Here is a 19139-nt window from a genome sequence, read left to right as displayed (position 1 = left end):
GGGATTGTTTAATTCCGGATTGAGGTTGTTAAAAATAGATAGAAGAGATTACGCAATTAGTTTGTGTAGTCTCTTCTTTTTTTATCTATCTTTGCAATACTTAAAAGAACAAATAATGATTTAATCTTATCATGAAACAACTAGGTTTTCCTTCTAATGCTACATTGAGAAGCAGTGTTTTCGACTATTCTTTTATTGTAGTCGGAGCTTTTCTCCAGGCACTGAGCTATGTGCTTTTTCTTGCCCCTTATAAAATCGTACCAGGTGGGGTATATGGTATTTCCATTGTTTTACATTATGTCACGAAAGGAGTTTTCTCTGTTTTTCCTGATGGTTTGCCGATGGGTGCTACAGCCTTGTGCTTCAACGTGCCGTTGCTGATACTGGCAATGAAAAAAATCGGGCTTTCTTCGGGACCGAAAACGATAGTGACATTTGTGCTTATCTCCGTTTTCACCGATACGCTGTCTTATTTCTGCGGAACGGAACCGCTGGTGGAAAATGATACCTTTATTGCCTGTTTCTATGGAGGGGCGATATTGGGTCTTGGTGTGACTTGCGTCTTTAAGGCACAAAGTACGAGTGCGGGGACTGATGTACTGGCCCGCGTCATTGCCAATAATTCCAACCTGAAAGTAAGTAATATGATCATATTGCTTGACTCTGCCATCGTAATGCTCGGTTTGATCGTGTTTCAGGATTGGGCAGTGCCTTTGTATTCCTGGTTTGCCATCTTTGTCTATGGAAAGGTGGTTGAAATGTTCCAGACGGAGAATCCGAACCGTGCCGTATTTATCGTGTCGAAGAAAACACAGGAAATAAAAGACCTGATCGTCGGCAAGATGGGGATGCGCGGTACTTTCCTGCATGGACGCGGAATGTATGAAGGACAGGAGAAAGAGATCATTTTCACTATCGCTGAACGTAAGGATATGCCGCGTCTGAAAGACGAGATTAAAGAGATAGATCCGCATGCGTTTATCTCGACTATGCATGCCAGCAAAGATTCACCCCGTCCGGGAATTTGAGGAATTGAGAAATGATTATTGAAAATTGAAAATTAAATGAGGGGAAAACATGCAAACCGATATTAATTTTAAATTTTCAACTTTCAATTTTCAATTATTTCCTATCTTTGCCGAACTTTAAACTAACATATAGAAAAAGTAATGCCTAATATCTCACAGCGGGGTGTCAACATGCCGGCTTCCCCCATTAGAAAACTAGTTCCGCTAGCCAATAAGGCTAAGGCAAAGGGTACCAAGGTGTACCATCTGAATATCGGTCAACCGGATTTACCTACTCCTGAGGTCGCGATGGAGGCGATGCGCCGTATTGACCGTAAGGTTTTGGAATATTCACCCAGTGAAGGGATTCGTAGTTTCCGTGAGAAATTGGTTAAATATTATGCGAAATTCAATATCAATGTCGATGTTGACGATATAATCATCACAACCGGTGGTTCGGAAGCTGTGTTCTTCTCTTTTATGGCTTGTTTGGATCCGGGGGATGAAATTATCGTTCCCGAACCTGCGTATGCCAACTATATGGCATTTGCCATTTCGAGTGGGGCTGTGATCAAAACGGTTCCGTCCACTATCGACGAGGGTTTTGCTCTTCCATCCGTAGAACGTTTTGAGGAACTGATCACACCGCGTACAAAAGCGATTCTGATTTGTAACCCGAACAATCCGACCGGTTATCTCTATACACAAAAGGAGATGGATCAGATTCGTGATATCGTGAAGAAGTACGATCTGTTCCTTTTCTCGGATGAGGTGTATCGCGAGTTTTGTTATACCGGAGCACCTTATATCTCTGCTTTTCATTTGAAAGGGATAGAGAATAATGTGGTCTTGGTCGATTCTGTTTCTAAGCGTTACAGTGAATGCGGTATCCGTATCGGTGCGCTGATCACGAAGAACCAGATGGTGAAGGAAAATGTTATGAAATGGTGTCAGGCCCGTTTGAGTCCTCCATTGATCGGACAGATTATTGCCGAGGCTTCATTGGATACGCCTGAAGAGTATATGCTGGAGGTGTATAACGAATATGTGGAACGTCGTAAATTCCTGATCGACGGCCTGAATCGTATTCCGGGATGCTATTCTCCGATCCCTATGGGAGCTTTTTATACGGTTGCCAAACTGCCGGTGGATGATGCCGATAAGTTCTGTGCCTGGTGTCTGGATGAATTTGAATATGAAGGGCAGACAGTCATGATGGCTCCGGCTTCCGGCTTCTATACAACGCCTGGTCTGGGTAAGAATGAAGTGCGTATTGCTTATGTACTGAAAAAAGAAGATCTGGCAAATGCGTTGGTTGTGTTGGCTAAGGCGTTGGAAGCATACCCGGGAAGAGTCATTTAATAATTGAAAATGGAGAATTGAAAATTGAAAATTAGAGAGAGAGGAGGCTGATTCTCAATTTTCAATTTTCAACTTTCAATTGCTATGCGCTTAGAATTATTTATAGCACAAAGAATTCATTTCAGCAAGGAGGGTGACCGGCAGGTTACACCTCCTGCTGTTCGTATTGCCATAATTGGGATTGCGCTCGGGCTGGCGGTGATGATTCTTTCGGTAGCTATTGTAATCGGGTTTAAAAAAGAGGTCCGTAATAAGGTGATCGGTTTCGGTTCTCATATCCAGATCACCAATTTCGATAATAACAGTTCATACGAAACGACACCGATAGCAGTGAGCGATTCATTGCTTCAGGCGCTTCAGGAGTTCCCCGGTATCAAGCATATAGAAGCATATGCCACAAAGATGGGGATTCTGAAAACAGACAGTGATTTTCAGGGAATCGTATTGAAGGGTGTCGATACGGATTATGACTGGAGTTTCTTCCGGAATAATTTGAAAGAGGGTGAGATACTGACGATAAACCCGGATAAGAGTTCGATCGATATCATTGTTTCCCGATATTTAGCTGATTTATTAAATCTGAAACTGGGGGATTCTGTTCGGACTTATTTTATTCAGGAAGATATCCGTGCACGCAAATTCAATATTGCCGGGATTTACGAGACCGGTTTTATGGATTACGACAAGTTATTTGTCCTGGCGGATATCAAGCAGATACGTCGTCTGAACGGTTGGGAGAAAGATGAAGTCAGCGGGCTGGAATTGCTTGTCGATGATTACGACGATCTGGATCAGATAGCGGAAGACCTGTATTTCAATTTAGTAGAAAAGCAGGATCGTCATGGAAATACCTATTTTACCCGTTCGATCAAGGAGATGAATCCGATGATATTTAACTGGCTCGATGTGTTGGACGTGAATGTGGTCGTTATCCTTATCCTGATATTTGCTGTTGCCGGTTTCACCATGATCTCCGGTCTGCTGATCATTATTTTGGAGCGGACCAATATGATCGGAATCCTGAAAGCGTTGGGAGAGAACAACGCCAGTATCCGTAAGATATTTCTTTATATCTCTTTCTTCCTGATAGGGAAAGGGATGCTTTGGGGGAATGTGATCGGGATTACTATTTGCCTGATACAGTCTCATTTCCATGTCATAAAACTGGATCCGTCTACGTACTATCTGGATGCAGTGCCTATCGATCTGAGTATACTTTCTTTAGTTCTGCTGAATATCGGAACATTATGTGCATCCATGCTGATGATGCTCGGCCCGTCTTACCTGATCACCAAGATCGACCCGGCCAAGAGTATTCGGTTCGAGTAATATTTAAAGTCTGAATGTATAGTCGTTCTTCCCTCTGAATATACGGTATATTCTTACGTACAAATTGAACAGGGGCAAGATTAATTCCAATAAAAACAGCCAGCCTGTTACAGGTTTCTGCTGCAGGAGCTTGGCGGATTTATGCAGGATGGCAGCTTTACTGGAAAACTGGATTATGTAAAGTAAGCCCGCCAGTATGGAGATTAACCAGTTCCCCAGGATACCGAATACGATACTGGCAATCACCGCGATAAAGAACAGGAAATAACTTAGGCTCTCCATTCTGAAGAAGGTCAGGTTCCAGCCCTTATAATAACGCTGGGTCGCAGCTCGCGATACTTTCATTTCTTTCCACATACTGAAACGGTCTATCTTTGCCATTTCAGTGATGCTTTCCGGCGAGTATTCCACCCAGGTGTTTTGTTTGGTGGCGGATTCATTGATGAACAGATCATCGTCTCCGGCATGCAGACTGAGCGATTTGTAATAACCTTTATGGGCAAAGAACAAGTCTTTCCGGTAGGAGAGGTTCCGGCCGTTTCCGGTATAAGGGTTTCCGGCAAGGGTGGACGAGATGTATTGCAGTCCGGTTATCAGGTTATCATAAGCGACCAGTTTGTGGAAAAATCCTTTATGGGGACCATATGCACAAAAGCCTAAAATAATGCTTGTCTGGGATGTATAGTTGCGTGCCATGGCAGATATCCAGTTTTTACCCATCGGTTCGCAATTGGCTTCGGTGAAAAGGAGGATCTCGTGTTTGGCCGCTTTGATACCGACGGTAAGTGCCAGTTTTTTGCGGCTCAGGTATTTTACGTCTTCCGGGATATAGGTATGATAGAGGTGGTCGTATTCGTTCTTGAATGTTTTTAAAACCTCGTCACTCTCGTCTGTGGAGCCGTCGTTGACGACGATAATTTCGTATTCCGGATAGTTCTGATTCAGCAAAGCCGGAAGATGTTTCCTGAGATTCTCCGATTCGTTCTTGGCATAGACAATCACGGAAACGGCGGGTTTAGCCTGTCCTGCCTCCATTTGTCTCCTTTTTGCCTGTCTCAACGGGCGGGCATAGGTGACAAGATAATACAAAAGCTGGATGATGAAAAGACCGGCTGTTGTAGAAGCCAAGATCAATTCTATATGGTTGAAAATAAGTAAGTCGTTCATTATTGAAGATGTAAATTTAAAAAACGTACAAATGTACATGTTTCCTGCCTAATTACCACACTCATAAAAGAAATATCCCGTTTCGTCTGTTTTTCTGAATGTTCCCATTTATACCAGTAAATGTGCAATTAATGTAAAAGGCGGACGGAAGGAAGACAGTACTTTTGTCGCGGTAATTTTAATAGGTATAATGTGATGAATAGAAAAATGGGAATCGTGGTTCTGGTCCTTTCTTTATTAGCGGCACTGGAACCTTTGAGTATAGACCTTTATCTTCCGGCTTTTACGGATATTGCTGAAAGTCTGCAGGTTTCTCTGAGTGAGGTACAAATATCCTTATCCATCTTCCTGGCTGGTTTTGCTATCGGACAACTGTTTTGGGGATCGCTTTCCGATTATTACGGACGGAAAAATCCGATCTTGCTGGCGACTGCTTTATATACGGTCAGTTCGTTTGCTTCCATCTATGTGACTTCGATCGAACAACTATGGGTGATCCGTTTCTTTCAGGCTTTCGGTGGATGTGCCGGCGTAGTGGTCGGACGTGCTGCCGTGAACGACCTGTTTGTGAATGAGCAACGGACAAAAGTATTTTCTTTGTTGGTGATTATTTCTGGTATTGCCCCTGTCATTGCTCCGACTATCGGTAATTTGCTGTTGAAACAATGGCATTGGCACGGGGTTTTCAATACGATGGCGTTGTTAGGCGCTTGTACTATCCTGCTAACCTGGGCGTTTCTTCCGAAAAGTAAGCCGATGCCTTTACCCGAAGGTGTGAAAGCGAAGAAACCTTCGTTGCGTGAGATGGTGAAAGGGTATGTACGGGTGATGAAAGTATGGCCGTTCATGGTCTATACGATTATTGGCTGTATGGCTTACGGTGGTTTGATGGTATATGTTTCCAATGCTCCGTTCCTGATCATGGAAAAGGGCGGAATGTCGGGAGATACGTTTGCCATTATTTTCGCAGTCAATTCGTTGGGGTTGATGTTCGGTACCTATATTATTAATTTCTTCCTGAAATATATGACGTTGAAGAAGCTGGTGAGATATACGCTTGTCTTTCAACTACTGATCGGGGTATTGCTGGTGGTGACTTCGTTGGTGTCGACTTCTGTCGTGCCTTTATTGGTGTTGGTTTTCCTGAATCTGATACCGATCGGGTTGTTGCTTCCGGCAACGACTTCGCTTGGACTCGCTTATTTTAAGGAAGACAGCGGGGCGGCTTCGGCATTGATGGGATTCCTGCAATTATTGTTTACCGGAATACTGTCGGCTGTAGTCAGTTTCCTGCAGAATAATTCGGTAGTGCCGATGATGTGCGGGCTGTTCGTTTGCGGACTGACCTCTTTTGTGTTGTTGTTTGTCGATACACGGCGGCGGCTGGCAGTGATCAAAGTCCGTTCATGACAGGTCTTTTTTCAATAATAACCGGAATTGTTCGGGGGTACAGCCACTTTGCTCCTTGAAGAAGCGGGTGAAATAAGATGCTTCGCTGAATCCCAGGCTGAACGCGATTTCCTTGAAGCTCGAAGCTCCGGAACTGATCATGCGTTTGGCTTCCAGTAATAGCCGTTGATCTATCAGTTGTTTGACTGTGTGGCCAACGGCCTTTTTTGTAAGCTCGTTCATCCGTTTGTTGCTGAGGTTTACTTCGCGGGCATAGAAGTCGGTGGAGCGCTCGTTGATATAATGTTTGTCTATCAGGGACAAGACTTTACTGACGCGTATATCCTGGTCGACCCGGGTATCGGTGTATAATAATAGCAGATGGGTGATCAAAGCGTGCATGTATGAGTTGAGCAGGCTTTTCCGGTGCAGTCCTTCATGTTCGGTGTAGATCAGACGGGCGATTTGGCGGATCGCTGAGGTTTCTTTCTCCGGGAGAAGAAGCATGCTGGGAAATGTATGATCTGCATAACTCTCGATATGGAGGCAGAGGCGCTCGAAATAATCGGGATTGATGGCAAACAGGAATCCCATTTGTCCTTTTAGTTTCATCGTATGTACTTGTCCCGGGCGGAGCAGGTAAAGCTGATTGGACTGTAAAGGGTATTCGATAAAGTCGATGCTGTGGCTCTCGTCTGTTCCCGTTTCCGTGAAGAATAACAGTTCGTAGAAATTATGCCGATGCGATCCTCTGAAATTCAAAGGCGCGCAATTCTCAATCCGTTCGACGACAAAGAAGTCCGTTTCATCCAGGTTATGTACGGGAATATTATCTAAGAACATTTCACTCTGTTTTATCGCAAAGATAGCTTTTTAATCCTTATTTTTGTATAGTATATCCTCCTGAAATATGAATGAAACTGTTCTCGAAAAACTGAAAATATTAGCAGAATCAGCTAAGTATGATGTATCCTGCGCGTCAAGCGGCACAACCCGTTCCGGAAAGAAAGGAATGGTCGGAAGTGCGGCTGGGTGGGGGATTTGCCATAGTTTTGCGGAAGACGGGCGATGTATTTCCCTGCTGAAGATCATGTTGACCAATTATTGTATGTATGATTGCGCCTACTGCATCAACCGTCGGAGCAACGACCTGCCCCGGGCGACGCTTTCCGTGACGGAGCTGGTCAATCTGACGATCGAGTTTTACCGGAGGAATTATATAGAAGGGCTCTTTCTGAGTTCGGGTGTGGTCCGTAGTCCGGATTATACGATGGAGCGTTTGGTACGTGTCGTGAAAGACCTGCGTCTGATACACCGTTTCAACGGCTATATCCATATGAAGAGCATTCCCGGAGCCAGCCAGGAACTGGTGAATGAAGCCGGATTGTATGCCGACCGTCTCAGCGTGAATATCGAGATACCCAATGAGAAAAGTTTGCAGGCTCTTGCTCCGGAAAAGGACTTTAAGAGCGTCTTTACCCCGATGCGTTACATTCAGCAGGGGGTATTACAAAGTGCGGAGGAGAGGAAACGTTTCCGGCATGCTCCTCGTTTTGCTCCTGCCGGGCAAAGCACGCAGATGATTGTCGGAGCGACAGCCGATACGGACAAGGATATTCTCCGTTTGTCGTCCGCCCTTTATCAGCGTCCGACGATGAAACGTGTTTATTATTCGGGGTTTATTCCTGTGAATGATTATGATAACCGGCTTCCGGCATTGAAGCAACCGCCTTTGGTGAGGGAAAACCGCTTGTATCAGGCGGATTGGTTGTTGCGTTTTTATGAGTTTAAGGTGGATGAGATCGTGAACGATGCTTATCCGGAACTGGATCTGGAGGTCGATCCGAAGTTATCGTGGGCACTGCGGAACCCGCATATGTTTCCGGTCGATATCAATAAGGCGGACTATGAATTGCTTCTCCGTGTACCCGGTATCGGGGTAAAATCGGCGAAGATGATCGTTGTCTCCCGCCGCTATTCCCGTTTGGGATCGGAACAATTGAAAAAGATCGGGGTCGTGATGAAGAAAGCGCAATACTTCATCACCTGCCATGAGCTGGCGATGCGGACGGTAAACGAACTGACACCGGAGAATGTACGCCATATCCTGACGCAGAAAAAAGGCAGGAAACTGGACGACCGTCAACTAACAATTCAATTTCAGGATGTATTGTGAACGTGATGTAGAGGTAGAAATGTAGCATTTTTTACGGATGCGTGAATTGAAACAGGACATATTGTGATTGCTTTTATATATGACAAAACTTTCGAGGGATTACTGACTGCCGTCTTCGACGCTTACGTCCGGAAGTCTTTTCCCGATGTGCTGCTGGCGGAGGGCGAGCCGTTACCTCTGTTCTGCGAGGAAACGGTGACGATTTATTCCGACAAGAAAAAGGCGGACCGGGTTTGGAAAGGGCTTGAAAAGAAGGTGTCGAAACTATCCCTGTCGGGGCTGACAGTCTCCTGGCTGTCGGAGCTGCCGGAGGTCGACATGCTGTTGTTCCGCTATATCCGCAAGGCGCTTGACCATTCGAAATCTATTGAGATGAATTTCGGTGATCCTGATGTACTACAGATATCCAAGGTTTGGAAGAAAGTAAGCAACGAACGTCTCCGCATCATGCAGTTTCTCCGTTTCCAAAAGGCATTGGATGGCACTTACTTCTCTGCCGTCGAGCCTATATATAATGTATTGCCGCTTGTCCTTCCGTATCTGAACGATCGTTTCGGCGATCAGAAATGGCTGATCTATGATATGCGCCGGGAGTATGGCTATTATTATGATCTGAAAGAGACGATCGAGGTTCGTTTCGAACAAAAGGAAGAGCATCTGTTATCCGGCTTCCTCAATGAGAGCCTGATGGATAAAGATGAGAAACTGTTCCAGCAGATGTGGAAAGAGTATTTCAAGACGATTGCCATCAAAGAACGTATCAATCCGAAGCTGCACCGCCAGCATATGCCTGTCCGTTTCTGGAAGTATATGACGGAAAAGCAATAGCATCCTATCTTTTTTGCCTGAATAAAGCTGTTTTTTTCGTGCAAATAGCTTGTTCTTCTTGTTTAGACCCCCATTTTGCCCTCTTTTACATCCGGATGTGAACGATGCTAAGACCCGGGTGTGAAGGGTATAGAGACCCGGGTCTCAAGAAAGATATCTAACTATGTTGTTAATAATAAGATATATACATCACCAACTTTGTCGGGTAGTTTTGTGATAGTATGATGGTTGAAAATAGTACTATCATACTAACTATCATTGGTTTTATCCTTTAAATATCAAAGCGTACTTGACTGTTTGTGATAGTATGATAGTTGTTTTTCAGTTTTTTATTTCTGCCAGATTTCCCAGCCGGCAAATGCCTGCAACAACAGCATCTCAAGTCCGTTTTTGACGACAGCTCCTTTTTCTTTTCCTTTCTTCATGAAAAGTGTTTCATCCGGATTATACAGCAGGTCGTATAACAGATGGTCAGGGGTGAGCAGATCGTAGGGAATATCAGGGCAATCATTGATATTAGGGAACATTCCGAGCGGAGTCGTATTGACAATAACCGTGTATTGTTCCATCGTTTTGGCTGTGATCTCCTCATAGGTAATGCAAAATTCTTTCGGCTTGCGTGAGACTAAAGTAGCGCCGACTCCCAGTTGTTTCAATCCCTGGAAGACTGCCTTTGAAGCTCCGCCTGTTCCGAGGATCAGGGCTTTCCGGTGCGTTTCGTTCAGGAAAGGTTCGATCGATTGCTTGAAACCGATGATATCGGAATTGTAACCGATCAGCTTTGTTCTTCCGAAAAGACCTTTTGTAAACTTGATCACGTTGACGGCACCGATCAGGCGTGCATCTTCATCCAGCTCGTCCAGATAAGGGATCACCTGTTCTTTATAAGGGATCGTAACGTTCAAACCTTTTAATTCGGGATTCTCTTTCAGAACATTCTTTATCTCTTTGATGTTCGGAATCTCGAAATTTACATATTGAGCATCTATCTTTTCCGCCTCAAACTTTTGGTTGAAATAAGTTTTGGAAAATGAATGCCCGAGTGGATATCCCAATAAACCATATTTCTGCATAACCTTCTTCTTTTTATGTTTAAATTGTAGGGGCAGTTCGCGAACTGCCCTTACTACTGCCCTTACTGGGCGAACTGTCCTTACTGGCTGTATATAATGAACAAATTCCAAAGGTAAAGGTGCGTGCTTTCGCCTGTGTAAAACCTTGACGGGCGAGTAGTTCTTCCATGACCTTTCCTTGAGGAACGACCTTGATGGATTCCGGCAAATAACTGTATGCCGCTTTTTCTTTTGAGAACAACCGGCCTATAAAAGGAATGATCGTCTTTGAATAAATAGGGTAGAGCTGTTTCATCGGAAAATGTTCCGGGGTGGAAAGCTCCAGGATCATGAGATGGCCGCCGGGTTTCAGGACCCTGAACATCTCTGCTATCCCTTGTTCTATATTTTCAAAGTTACGTACTCCGAATGCGGCAGTAACGGCATCGAACGAATTGTCCGGATAAGTAAGCGCCGTACAGTCTTGTTGTTCGAACGAGATATGCTCCGAAAGACCGGCACGGACCACTTTCTCACGTCCGACCTGCATCATACCTTCCGAAATGTCGGCGCCGATGATCCGGTCCGCCTTCAGTTTCTTTTGCATGGAGATGGCCAGGTCGCCTGTTCCGGTTGCGATATCCAGTATCGACTTCGGAGAAAAAGGACGCAGGAAAGCGATACCTTTCCTGCGCCATATTTTATCAATTCCGAACGAGAGCGTATGGTTCAGCAGATCATAGGTGCCTGCAATCGAGTCGAACATACGTCTGACTTGTGTGCTCTTTTGTTCTTCCCTGTTGTAAGGTAAAATCTGTTCCGAACCGTACTTCATACATTCTTATTTATTGTTCAGATAATCTGTAACGTTCTTTTCGATACGTGCAAGCAAGTCGTCTGTATCGCCTTTCACGAATTTTTCGCCGGTGATATGTTCGAACAGCTCGATGTAGCGGTCGCTGATACCTTCGACGATAGCCGGAGTCATTTCAGGAACCACCTGGCCTGCTTTACCCTGGAAGCCGTTATCCATCAACCATTCGCGAACGAATTCTTTAGACAGCTGTTTCTGCGGTTCACCTTTGGCGAAACGGTCTTCGTAACCTTCTGAATAGAAATAACGGGAAGAGTCCGGTGTATGGATCTCATCGATCAGGTAGATCTTACCGTCACGGTGACCGAATTCATATTTGGTATCGACCAGGATCAGTCCGCGTCCGGCTGCGATCTCTGTACCACGTTTGAAGAGCTCTATTGTATATTTTTCAAGAACGGCGTAGTCGGCTTCAGAAACAAGTCCCTGTTTCAGGATTTCTTCTTTGGAGATATCTTCGTCGTGAGCACCGATGGCAGCTTTCGTTGTCGGGGTGATGATAGGTTCCGGGAAACGCTGGTTTTCGCGCATACCTTCCGGCAGTTTCACACCGCAGATTTCGCGTACACCGCTTTTGTAAGCACGCCATGCGCTACCGCAAAGGTAACCGCGTACGATCATTTCAACAGGGAAACCTTCGCACTGCACACCAACGGTAACCATTGGGTCGGGTGAAGCCATTTTCCAGTTCGGGCAAATGTCGGTGGTCGCGTCAAGGAATTTGGCAGCAATTTGGTTCAACATCTGGCCTTTGTAAGGAATACCTTCCGGCAATACTACGTCGAAAGCTGAAATACGGTCGGTTGCGACCATCACCAATACTTCGTCATTGATATTGTACACGTCGCGTACTTTACCATGATAGACACTCTTTTGTCCCGGGAAATTGTAATCTGTTTTAACTAACGCCTTCTTCATGACCAATTTATTTTTAATTGTTTTCTGATAGTTTGTTGTTCTTTTCTGTTGTTGTCTTAGCGGCGGCATGCGCTGCTTTTTTCTTTTCGTCGAATTTATCGTACGCTTCGACGATGCGTTGCACCAGTTTATGGCGTACGATATCTTTCTTATCAAATTCAATCTTACCGATCCCTTTTACGCCTTTCAGTATCTGCATGGCCTGCACGAGTCCGGAAGTCGCTGTGGGAGGAAGGTCGATCTGCGTTACGTCACCGGTAATGATCATTTTAGCATTCATACCCAGGCGGGTGAGGAACATCTTGATCTGGTGCGTAGTCGTATTTTGTGCTTCATCGAGGATAATAACAGCATCGTTCAGCGTACGTCCGCGCATAAAAGCCAGTGGAGCGATCTGAATCACGTTATTTTCCATATATTCTTTGAGTTTCGCTCCCGGTATCATATCCTGCAGGGCATCGTACAACGGCTGGAGATACGGATCGAGCTTGTCTTTCATCTCTCCCGGAAGGAATCCCAGCTTCTCGCCGGCTTCGACGGCAGGTCGGCTCAGGATGATCTTCCTTATTTCTTTGTTCTTTAATGCTTTTACGGCCAGGGCGATCGCAACGAAAGTCTTGCCTGTCCCAGCCGGACCGGTGGCAAATACCAGGTCGTTCTCTTCGAATGCTTTCACGAGTAATTGCTGGTTTTCGGTACGGGCAACGATTGCTTTCCCATTCATTCCGTGGATGATCAGGTTCTCCTGTTTAACGACGGTCGGGGTTTTACCTTTGATAATGTCGAGTATGACATCTTCGGTCAGGGAATTGAACTCCTCGCAGTATTTCTCGACTTCCCGGATTTTCTTCAGGAACAGTTCGGATTCATCTTCGTCTCCGATTACTTTCATCACATTTCCTCGGGCAACGATGCGAAGCTTGGGAAACAGTGTTTTGATAAGCTGCATGTTCGCATTGTTCACTCCGTAAAAAATAACCGGGTCTACGCTTTCCAGAATATATATTCGTTCTATCATCCGTTCTTTTCCTTTTTCCTTATAATTTTTATGTTTTTATCCCATCTATTATTTAGGTACGCAAAATTAGTAATATTCTTTGTCTCCTAAATAGATTCGGGCTTTTTTTTGAGAATAACTATCGGAACATTTCTTTAAGTTTCCAGTCGTCTTGCCTGCAATCCCATATGGCATGTATTTCGATGAGGTCGGGGCTGATTGTATAGATCAGCTTATAATGTTTTTCGACAACAAACGAATGAAAATTCTGTGGAAAATCCTTTAATAAAGGTTCGAGAGGTCCTGCGTGAGGGAATGTCTTTAACGGTTCAGCAGAATCAATGATTCTGTTATATAAGCGAACGGCAGAGCGTTCACTCCTCTTACTGTAATAACCGTAAATATTTTCAAGTAAGGTAATAGCTTGTGGTAACCACTTTAATCTTGTTGGCATAGAGGATGTCTTTTTCGTAATTCATCGGAAGTCATGCCTAATCCTTGTTTGGATTCTTCTATAGATTTCTTCAACACCTCTTTCAGCTCATCTACCGTCATTTGTGCCGGCAGGCGTTCGGCTTTCTTGCCTGTGTGCTGGCTGATAAGATTTTTGATCTTGTGCAACAACTGCTCATCATCGATTTGAGTCAATTGTTCAATCAGTGAAAGTCTTAGTTCTAAAGTACTCATATCCATATTCTTTTATTTATGCTGTTTACAAAAGTACGAAATCTTTTTTCTCTTATCCTGTTAAGTCTGTTATTTTTCTTATTTTTGTTTCCCAAAATCAAAAAGGATGAAATTATTTATAAATACAATAAGTTTGGTGGCCGTATTGCTGGCTGTTTGTGCTTTTTCTTCTTGCAAGGAAAAGCGGGGTGAGTTGAAAACTATTTGGTATAATGGTAGCTATAACCGGGACTTTAATGACTTGAATGATGTTCAGTTGGCGGTAGCGCAGAAAATAGGGATAGAACCTATCAGTAACCGGGATGATGCCGAACATGCCTCTAAAAAAATGAAAGAGATCAAGACCTGTGATTATTATGAAGTGGAAGAATTGAAACATTCCATCCCTTATCTCATCCCCGAAGCTGCTACATTACTGGAAGATATCGGACGTAATTTTCAGGATTCCCTTTATAACCTGAATGCTTCCATCTATAAAGTAAAGGTGACAAGCGTTACCCGTACGGTCGATGACGTGAAGAAATTAGGAAAACGTAACTATAACGCTTCCATGAATTCAGCCCACCGCTATGGTACTACTTTTGATATATCTTGGGTTCGTTACACCAAAATAGACGAAAAGGATACATTGAATATCGATAGCGACCGTCTGAAAATGGTACTTGCGTCTGTGCTCCGCGATCAGCGAAAGGCTGAACGCTGTTATATCAAGCACGAACGCAAGCAAGGCTGTTTTCATATCACAGTCCGTAAATAACAGACTGTGTGAATCTTATTTCAGGATATTTTCTTCAATGATCTTTTTTAACTCATGCTTGGGCATTGTACCGAGCATGAATTCTTTTGTCCCGTCCGGTTTGCAGATAAGAAGTGTCGGGATGGTACGGATATTGAATGCCGTCTCCAGAGCTTCCTCATTATCTACATTCACTTTATAGATAGTCAGTTTTCCATCGTATGTTTCTGCGAACTCATCCAATATTGGATCCAGGCGTTTGCAGTAACCGCACCACGGTGCCTGGAAGTCCACGATACAAGGTTTGTCTCCTATATATTTCCAATCTTTCGGATCTGCTTCAAAATTACCAACTTTCTGAATGAAATCTGCTTTTGTCAATTCTACTGGTTTCATATGCTCATTGTTTTTATTTACAGTGCAAAATTATACAAGATTCAGAAGCGATGAGATAGCAAAATGTCTAATATATTTGTCAATTTTACCGGATTGCTTTACTGCCTCTGTATATTAAAATAGCTGTATAAGGAGTAAACCTAGCATTACGGAAACTCCTGTCGCGATCAATCCGGGGATCATAAAAGAGTGATTCAGGATATATTTCCCGATATGGGTGGTTCCTGTACGGTCAAAATTGATCGCAGCTACGACTGTCGGGTAGTTCGGTATGAAAAAGTAACCGTTCACGGCAGGGAAAAGGGCGATCAACATATAAGGAGATATTCCCAAAGCGATTCCCAGCGGCAATAAAGCACGTACGGTTGCCGCCTGGCTGAATAGCAGGATAGACATCAGAAACAGGGCGATCCCGAATAACCAAGGCATTTCGGTAACGATTTGTTCAATCGAGCCTTTCAGCTCCGCCATATTCCCTCCGATAAACGTATCGCCCATCCAGGCAATACCGAAGATGGCGACAACAGCCTGCATACCGGCAGAAAAGACCGAACCCTGAACAGCTTTGATCCCGTCTGTCCGGGTTGCCAGCAGGATAATGGCGGCAGCCGACAACATCAATATCTCGATAATGTAAGCCATCGACAGAGACTGGCCGTTGAATGTCGGACGGATACTTTCGATGGAACCGAACAGGATGATGCCGATAGTCGCCAGGATAAATATGATAACCGACCAGCCGGCCGCTTTCTGATTCTTTACATCTTTCAACTCATACTTTTGGGTTGTGAATTCACCTTCTGCAATACGTCTTTTAAATTCAGGATCGTCTTCCAGCTCTTTACCGACACGCAGGGAATAGAAAGCACCAGCCAGCACGCCTGCCAGCGTACAGGGTACGGAGATCATCAGAATATCGAATAAAGTCACATTGAACCCTTGTCCCACCAGCATACTTAACAGAGCCACGGTAGCAGCAGAGATCGGACTGGCTGTAATAGCTTGCTGTGAAGCGATCACGGCAATACCTAGCGGGCGTTCCGGACGTATTTTCGTTTCGGTCGCCACTTCTGCGATAACGGGTAAAACCGAGTAAGCCACATGCCCTGTCCCGGCAATGAATGTGAAAACATAGGTAACCAGCGGGCTTAATATTGTAATTTTGGAAGGATTCTTACGAAGAAGTTTTTCTGCCCATTTCACCATCAGGTCCAGGCCACCGGCTGCCTGCATGCAACTGGCTGCAGCGATGACGGCTACGATCATCAACATCACGTCGATAGGAGGAGAAGTTGGTTCGAGCCCGAAGACAAAAGTCAGTACGGCAAGCCCGAGCCCACCTAAAACACCAAGCCCGATACCACCAAGGCGAGCTCCGATTATAATTGCAATTAATACGAATGCTAGTTGAATTAACATATTCAGTAACTTGTTATTGTAGATTTAGTTTGTGAAAGCTGCAAATTTAGCTATTTTTGCTGCGCTAAGAACTACAAAAACATTAAAATGCGCATGAAAAGATTCAATTTAGTTATTTTAGTCGCGTTATTCGGACTGCTGACCAACCTTTCAGCACAAGTACGCAATGAGTTCCTTCTAGAGAAAAACTGGAAGTTCACTCGTGAGGATAACCCCGACTTTATCAAACCCGCTTTCGACGACAGTAAATGGCAATCGGTGACAGTCCCTCACGATTGGGCGATATACGGTCCGTTCAGTTCCCAGAACGACAAGCAGGAAGTAGCCATTTCACAGGATGGTCAGAAAGAGGCAATGGAACACGCTGGACGTACAGGTGGTCTGCCTTTTGTTGGTGTGGGTTGGTACCGTATCGAGTTTGAAGTCCCCCAGTTCGCTGAAGGTAAAAAAGCATCCATCCTGTTCGATGGAGCGATGAGCCATGCGAAAGTGTATATTAACGGAGAAGAAGTAGGGTATTGGCCTTATGGATACAACTCGTTCCATTTCGATATTACGAAGTATCTGAAACCGGAACAGAAGAATACATTGGCTGTCCGCCTGGAAAACCTGCCGGAATCATCCCGCTGGTATCCCGGAGCCGGTCTGTATCGGAACGTACATGTGATTGTTACGGAAGATGCACATATCCCTGTTTGGGGAACGTATGTGACAACTCCTATCGTAAAGAAAGAATTTGCCAAAGTGAATGTAAACACGAAGGTGAATCTGCCGGCAGGAGCTGACCCGAAACAATATGCAGTAAAAACAAGCCTTCGTAATCCGAACGGACAGATGCTGGTAGAGACAATGCTTCCATTGACCGACATTAAATATAATAACGGTTCGGTCGACCAGGAGTTTATTGTTCATACTCCGACACTTTGGTCACCGGATATGCCGGCCCTGTATGTGGCAGAAAGCCGTTTGTACCGGAACGGAACCGAGTTGAAAGACGAATACACAACCCCGTTCGGTATCCGTTCCATCGAGATCATTCCGGGTAAAGGCTTTTTCCTGAACGGTGAAAAGACCGTGTTCAAAGGCGTATGTAACCACCATGACCTGGGGCCGTTGGGAGCAGCCGTGAATGATGCCGCTATCCGTCGCCAGATCCGTATCCTAAAAGAGATGGGGTGTAATGCGGTCCGTACTTCCCACAACATGCCTGCTCCTGAACTGGTGAAGGCTTGTGATGAGATGGGTATGATGCTGATGGCTGAAAGCTTCGACGAATGGAATGTCGCTAAATGCAAGAACGGCTACAATCTCTTCTTCGATGAATGGGCGGAAAAAGACATGGTAAACCTGGTTCACCATTTCCGTAATAACCCGAGTGTGGTGATGTGGTGTATCGGTAATGAAGTGCCGAACCAGTGGAACGAGGGAGATGCCAAGATTGCCCGCTTCCTGCAGGATATCTGCCACCGGGAAGACCCGACTCGCCCGGTAACCCAGGGTATGGATGCACCGGATGCTGTCGTAAACAATAACTTTGCAGCCGTAATGGACGTAGCCGGTTTCAACTACCGTCCGTTCAGATATCAGGTCAATTACAAGAAACTACCGCAGGAAATTATTTTGGGAAGTGAGACGGCTTCAACGGTAAGTTCACGCGGTGTCTATAAATTCCCGGTTGAACGTAAGGCGATGGCTGTCTACGACGATCATCAGAGTTCTTCTTACGACGTAGAGCATTGCGGCTGGTCAAACCTGCCGGAAGACGATTTCATCCAGCATGAAGACCTGCCTTATTGTATCGGCGAGTTCGTATGGACCGGTTTCGACTATCTGGGTGAACCGACTCCGTATTATACCAACTGGCCGAGCCATAGCTCCCTGTTCGGTATCATTGATCTGGCCGGTATTCCAAAGGACCGTTACTATCTGTATCGCAGTCATTGGAACAAGGCTGAAAAGACGTTACATATCCTGCCTCACTGGACATGGCCGGGACGCGAAGGTGAAGTAACTCCAGTGTTCGTTTACACCAACTATCCTTCTGCCGAGCTGTTCATCAACGGAAAGAGCCAGGGTAAACGTACGAAAGATCTGAGCATCGGCATCGACAGCAGCTATACCGAAGCGGCTCAGAAGAGTTTCGAACGTCAGAAACGCTATCGTCTGATGTGGATGGATACCAAATATGAGCCGGGTACGCTGAAAGTGGTTGCTTACGATAAGGATGGAAACGCAGTTGCTGAAGAGGAAGTACATACAGCCGGCAAACCTCATCATATCGAGCTTTCTGCCGATCGTAACAATCTGACTGCCGATGGCAAAGATCTGTCTTTCATTAATGTACGGGTAGTGGATAAAAACGGTAACCTTTGTCCGGATGCCACCAACCAGATCAAGTTCAACGTTCGTGGAGCCGGTACATATAAAGCGGCTGCCAACGGTAATTCGGCAAGCCTCGAATCTTTCCAGGCTCCGCAGATGAAGCTGTTCAGCGGACAGCTGACTGCCATCGTACAAACGGAAGAGACTCCGGGTACGATCTACTTCGAAGCTTCTTCACCGGGAGTCAAGAGCGCACGGATTGAGTTGATAAGTAGATAAGATTATTTCAAGGTATAGAGAAAATCCCTTTCGCACATTATTCTGCGAAGGGGATTTTTTTATGGATAGATTCGGATATTGTTCTATTTGTATGTTACTTTTCTCTTGAAAGAAAAGTAACCAAAAGTTCAAGGCTGCACCTGCCTCGCTACTCCGTATCCTGCGTTCGCTGTCGATAGGTAAGGGTCGTTCGCGAACGAC

18 protein-coding genes are annotated in these 19139 nt (G+C 45.0%); 8 read left to right on the top strand and 10 right to left on the bottom strand.

Annotated features, from left to right (window positions below; translation table 11 throughout):
- The first annotated feature begins 131 nt into the window (after positions 1–131).
- From DXD68_RS20520 to DXD68_RS20510, 3 genes are all read left to right on the top strand, one after another.
- Positions 132–1028: a YitT family protein gene (locus tag DXD68_RS20520; RefSeq protein WP_122363360.1), complete on the top strand. Its 897-nt coding sequence runs from the start codon at positions 132–134 to the stop codon at positions 1026–1028.
- A gap of 141 nt (positions 1029–1169) precedes the next feature.
- A complete protein-coding gene (locus DXD68_RS20515; protein WP_122363359.1) occupies positions 1170–2369 on the top strand; it encodes a pyridoxal phosphate-dependent aminotransferase in 1200 nt (399 codons plus the stop codon).
- Positions 2370–2453: 84 nt separating this feature from the next.
- Positions 2454–3698, top strand: a complete 1245-nt coding sequence (locus tag DXD68_RS20510) for an ABC transporter permease (protein WP_122363358.1) — start codon at positions 2454–2456, stop codon at positions 3696–3698.
- 3 nt (positions 3699–3701) lie between these two features.
- On the opposite strand, the gene DXD68_RS20505 is transcribed toward DXD68_RS20510, so the two are convergent.
- Positions 3702–4865 (bottom strand): glycosyltransferase, encoded by a 1164-nt coding sequence (locus DXD68_RS20505; protein WP_122363357.1) that lies wholly within the window; start codon positions 4863–4865, stop codon positions 3702–3704.
- Between the two features lie 195 nt (positions 4866–5060).
- Here DXD68_RS20505 and DXD68_RS20500 point away from each other — a divergent pair, with 195 nt between their 5' ends.
- A complete protein-coding gene (locus DXD68_RS20500; protein ID WP_122363356.1) occupies positions 5061–6275 on the top strand; it encodes a multidrug effflux MFS transporter in 1215 nt (404 codons plus the stop codon).
- On the opposite strand, the gene DXD68_RS20495 is transcribed toward DXD68_RS20500, so the two are convergent.
- Entirely contained in the window at positions 6270–7097 is an 828-nt protein-coding gene (locus tag DXD68_RS20495; protein ID WP_122363355.1) for a helix-turn-helix domain-containing protein, read from the bottom strand. The genes DXD68_RS20500 and DXD68_RS20495 overlap by 6 nt on opposite strands.
- A gap of 67 nt (positions 7098–7164) precedes the next feature.
- Here DXD68_RS20495 and DXD68_RS20490 point away from each other — a divergent pair, with 67 nt between their 5' ends.
- Both DXD68_RS20490 and DXD68_RS20485 read left to right on the top strand, forming a co-directional pair.
- Positions 7165–8430: a putative DNA modification/repair radical SAM protein gene (locus DXD68_RS20490; RefSeq protein ID WP_122363354.1), complete on the top strand. Its 1266-nt coding sequence runs from the start codon at positions 7165–7167 to the stop codon at positions 8428–8430.
- 63 nt (positions 8431–8493) lie between these two features.
- Positions 8494–9258 (top strand): TIGR03915 family putative DNA repair protein, encoded by a 765-nt coding sequence (locus DXD68_RS20485; protein WP_122363353.1) that lies wholly within the window; start codon positions 8494–8496, stop codon positions 9256–9258.
- Between the two features lie 329 nt (positions 9259–9587).
- Here the strand turns inward: DXD68_RS20485 and DXD68_RS20480 are convergent, their stop codons facing one another.
- The 6 genes from DXD68_RS20480 to DXD68_RS20455 form a co-directional block, all read right to left on the bottom strand.
- Positions 9588–10331, bottom strand: a complete 744-nt coding sequence (locus DXD68_RS20480) for a shikimate dehydrogenase family protein (protein WP_122363352.1) — start codon at positions 10329–10331, stop codon at positions 9588–9590.
- A gap of 19 nt (positions 10332–10350) precedes the next feature.
- The gene (gene ubiE, locus DXD68_RS20475; RefSeq protein WP_122363351.1) at positions 10351–11145 is read right to left on the bottom strand and encodes a bifunctional demethylmenaquinone methyltransferase/2-methoxy-6-polyprenyl-1,4-benzoquinol methylase UbiE; all 795 of its coding nucleotides are present in this window, start codon (positions 11143–11145) and stop codon (positions 10351–10353) included.
- Positions 11146–11151: 6 nt separating this feature from the next.
- Positions 11152–12102, bottom strand: coding sequence for a phosphoribosylaminoimidazolesuccinocarboxamide synthase (locus tag DXD68_RS20470; protein WP_122363350.1), 951 nt, complete (start codon positions 12100–12102; stop codon positions 11152–11154).
- Between the two features lie 13 nt (positions 12103–12115).
- The gene (locus DXD68_RS20465) at positions 12116–13120 is read right to left on the bottom strand and encodes a PhoH family protein (RefSeq protein ID WP_122363349.1); all 1005 of its coding nucleotides are present in this window, start codon (positions 13118–13120) and stop codon (positions 12116–12118) included.
- A gap of 118 nt (positions 13121–13238) precedes the next feature.
- Positions 13239–13553, bottom strand: coding sequence for a type II toxin-antitoxin system RelE/ParE family toxin (locus tag DXD68_RS20460; RefSeq protein WP_122363348.1), 315 nt, complete (start codon positions 13551–13553; stop codon positions 13239–13241).
- On the bottom strand, positions 13538–13786 hold the full coding sequence (locus DXD68_RS20455; protein ID WP_122363438.1) for a hypothetical protein: 249 nt from the start codon (positions 13784–13786) through the stop codon (positions 13538–13540). Before DXD68_RS20455 ends, DXD68_RS20460 begins: the two co-directional genes overlap by 16 nt.
- A 106-nt stretch (positions 13787–13892) precedes the next feature.
- On the opposite strand from DXD68_RS20455, the gene DXD68_RS20450 reads away from it, so the two are divergent.
- On the top strand, positions 13893–14543 hold the full coding sequence (locus DXD68_RS20450; protein WP_122363347.1) for a DUF5715 family protein: 651 nt from the start codon (positions 13893–13895) through the stop codon (positions 14541–14543).
- Between the two features lie 15 nt (positions 14544–14558).
- Here DXD68_RS20450 and DXD68_RS20445 read toward each other — a convergent pair whose 3' ends face one another.
- Together DXD68_RS20445 and DXD68_RS20440 are read right to left on the bottom strand one after the other, a co-directional pair.
- Positions 14559–14918 (bottom strand): thioredoxin family protein, encoded by a 360-nt coding sequence (locus tag DXD68_RS20445; protein WP_122363346.1) that lies wholly within the window; start codon positions 14916–14918, stop codon positions 14559–14561.
- 114 nt (positions 14919–15032) lie between these two features.
- Positions 15033–16337, bottom strand: a complete 1305-nt coding sequence (locus DXD68_RS20440) for an anaerobic C4-dicarboxylate transporter family protein (RefSeq protein ID WP_122363345.1) — start codon at positions 16335–16337, stop codon at positions 15033–15035.
- 93 nt (positions 16338–16430) lie between these two features.
- Here DXD68_RS20440 and galB point away from each other — a divergent pair, with 93 nt between their 5' ends.
- Positions 16431–18938: a beta-galactosidase GalB gene (gene galB, locus DXD68_RS20435; RefSeq protein ID WP_122363344.1), complete on the top strand. Its 2508-nt coding sequence runs from the start codon at positions 16431–16433 to the stop codon at positions 18936–18938.
- Positions 18939–19139 lie beyond the last annotated feature (201 nt).

Origin of the sequence: Parabacteroides sp. TM07-1AC (assembly GCF_003480915.1) — a bacterium.
Taxonomy (GTDB): domain Bacteria; phylum Bacteroidota; class Bacteroidia; order Bacteroidales; family Tannerellaceae; genus Parabacteroides; species Parabacteroides chongii.
The sequence above is the reverse complement of the archived record's forward strand: the minus strand, read 5'-3'. Positions and strand labels throughout refer to the sequence as shown.

Bases quoted from the DNA above. Each gene is read 5' to 3' on its own strand.
- DXD68_RS20520 (WP_122363360.1), top strand. From the start codon at position 132: ATGAAACAACTAGGTTTTCCTTCTAATGCTACATTGAGAAGCAGTGTT.
- DXD68_RS20515 (WP_122363359.1), top strand. From the start codon at position 1,170: ATGCCTAATATCTCACAGCGGGGTGTCAACATGCCGGCTTCCCCCATT.
- DXD68_RS20510 (WP_122363358.1), top strand. From the start codon at position 2,454: ATGCGCTTAGAATTATTTATAGCACAAAGAATTCATTTCAGCAAGGAG.
- DXD68_RS20505 (WP_122363357.1), bottom strand. From the start codon at position 4,865: ATGAACGACTTACTTATTTTCAACCATATAGAATTGATCTTGGCTTCT.
- DXD68_RS20500 (WP_122363356.1), top strand. From the start codon at position 5,061: ATGAATAGAAAAATGGGAATCGTGGTTCTGGTCCTTTCTTTATTAGCG.
- DXD68_RS20495 (WP_122363355.1), bottom strand. From the start codon at position 7,097: ATGTTCTTAGATAATATTCCCGTACATAACCTGGATGAAACGGACTTC.
- DXD68_RS20490 (WP_122363354.1), top strand. From the start codon at position 7,165: ATGAATGAAACTGTTCTCGAAAAACTGAAAATATTAGCAGAATCAGCT.
- DXD68_RS20480 (WP_122363352.1), bottom strand. From the start codon at position 10,331: ATGCAGAAATATGGTTTATTGGGATATCCACTCGGGCATTCATTTTCC.
- ubiE (WP_122363351.1), bottom strand. From the start codon at position 11,145: ATGAAGTACGGTTCGGAACAGATTTTACCTTACAACAGGGAAGAACAA.
- DXD68_RS20470 (WP_122363350.1), bottom strand. From the start codon at position 12,102: ATGAAGAAGGCGTTAGTTAAAACAGATTACAATTTCCCGGGACAAAAG.
- DXD68_RS20465 (WP_122363349.1), bottom strand. From the start codon at position 13,120: ATGATAGAACGAATATATATTCTGGAAAGCGTAGACCCGGTTATTTTT.
- DXD68_RS20460 (WP_122363348.1), bottom strand. From the start codon at position 13,553: ATGCCAACAAGATTAAAGTGGTTACCACAAGCTATTACCTTACTTGAA.
- DXD68_RS20455 (WP_122363438.1), bottom strand. From the start codon at position 13,786: ATGAGTACTTTAGAACTAAGACTTTCACTGATTGAACAATTGACTCAA.
- DXD68_RS20450 (WP_122363347.1), top strand. From the start codon at position 13,893: ATGAAATTATTTATAAATACAATAAGTTTGGTGGCCGTATTGCTGGCT.
- DXD68_RS20445 (WP_122363346.1), bottom strand. From the start codon at position 14,918: ATGAAACCAGTAGAATTGACAAAAGCAGATTTCATTCAGAAAGTTGGT.
- DXD68_RS20440 (WP_122363345.1), bottom strand. From the start codon at position 16,337: ATGTTAATTCAACTAGCATTCGTATTAATTGCAATTATAATCGGAGCT.
- galB (WP_122363344.1), top strand. From the start codon at position 16,431: ATGAAAAGATTCAATTTAGTTATTTTAGTCGCGTTATTCGGACTGCTG.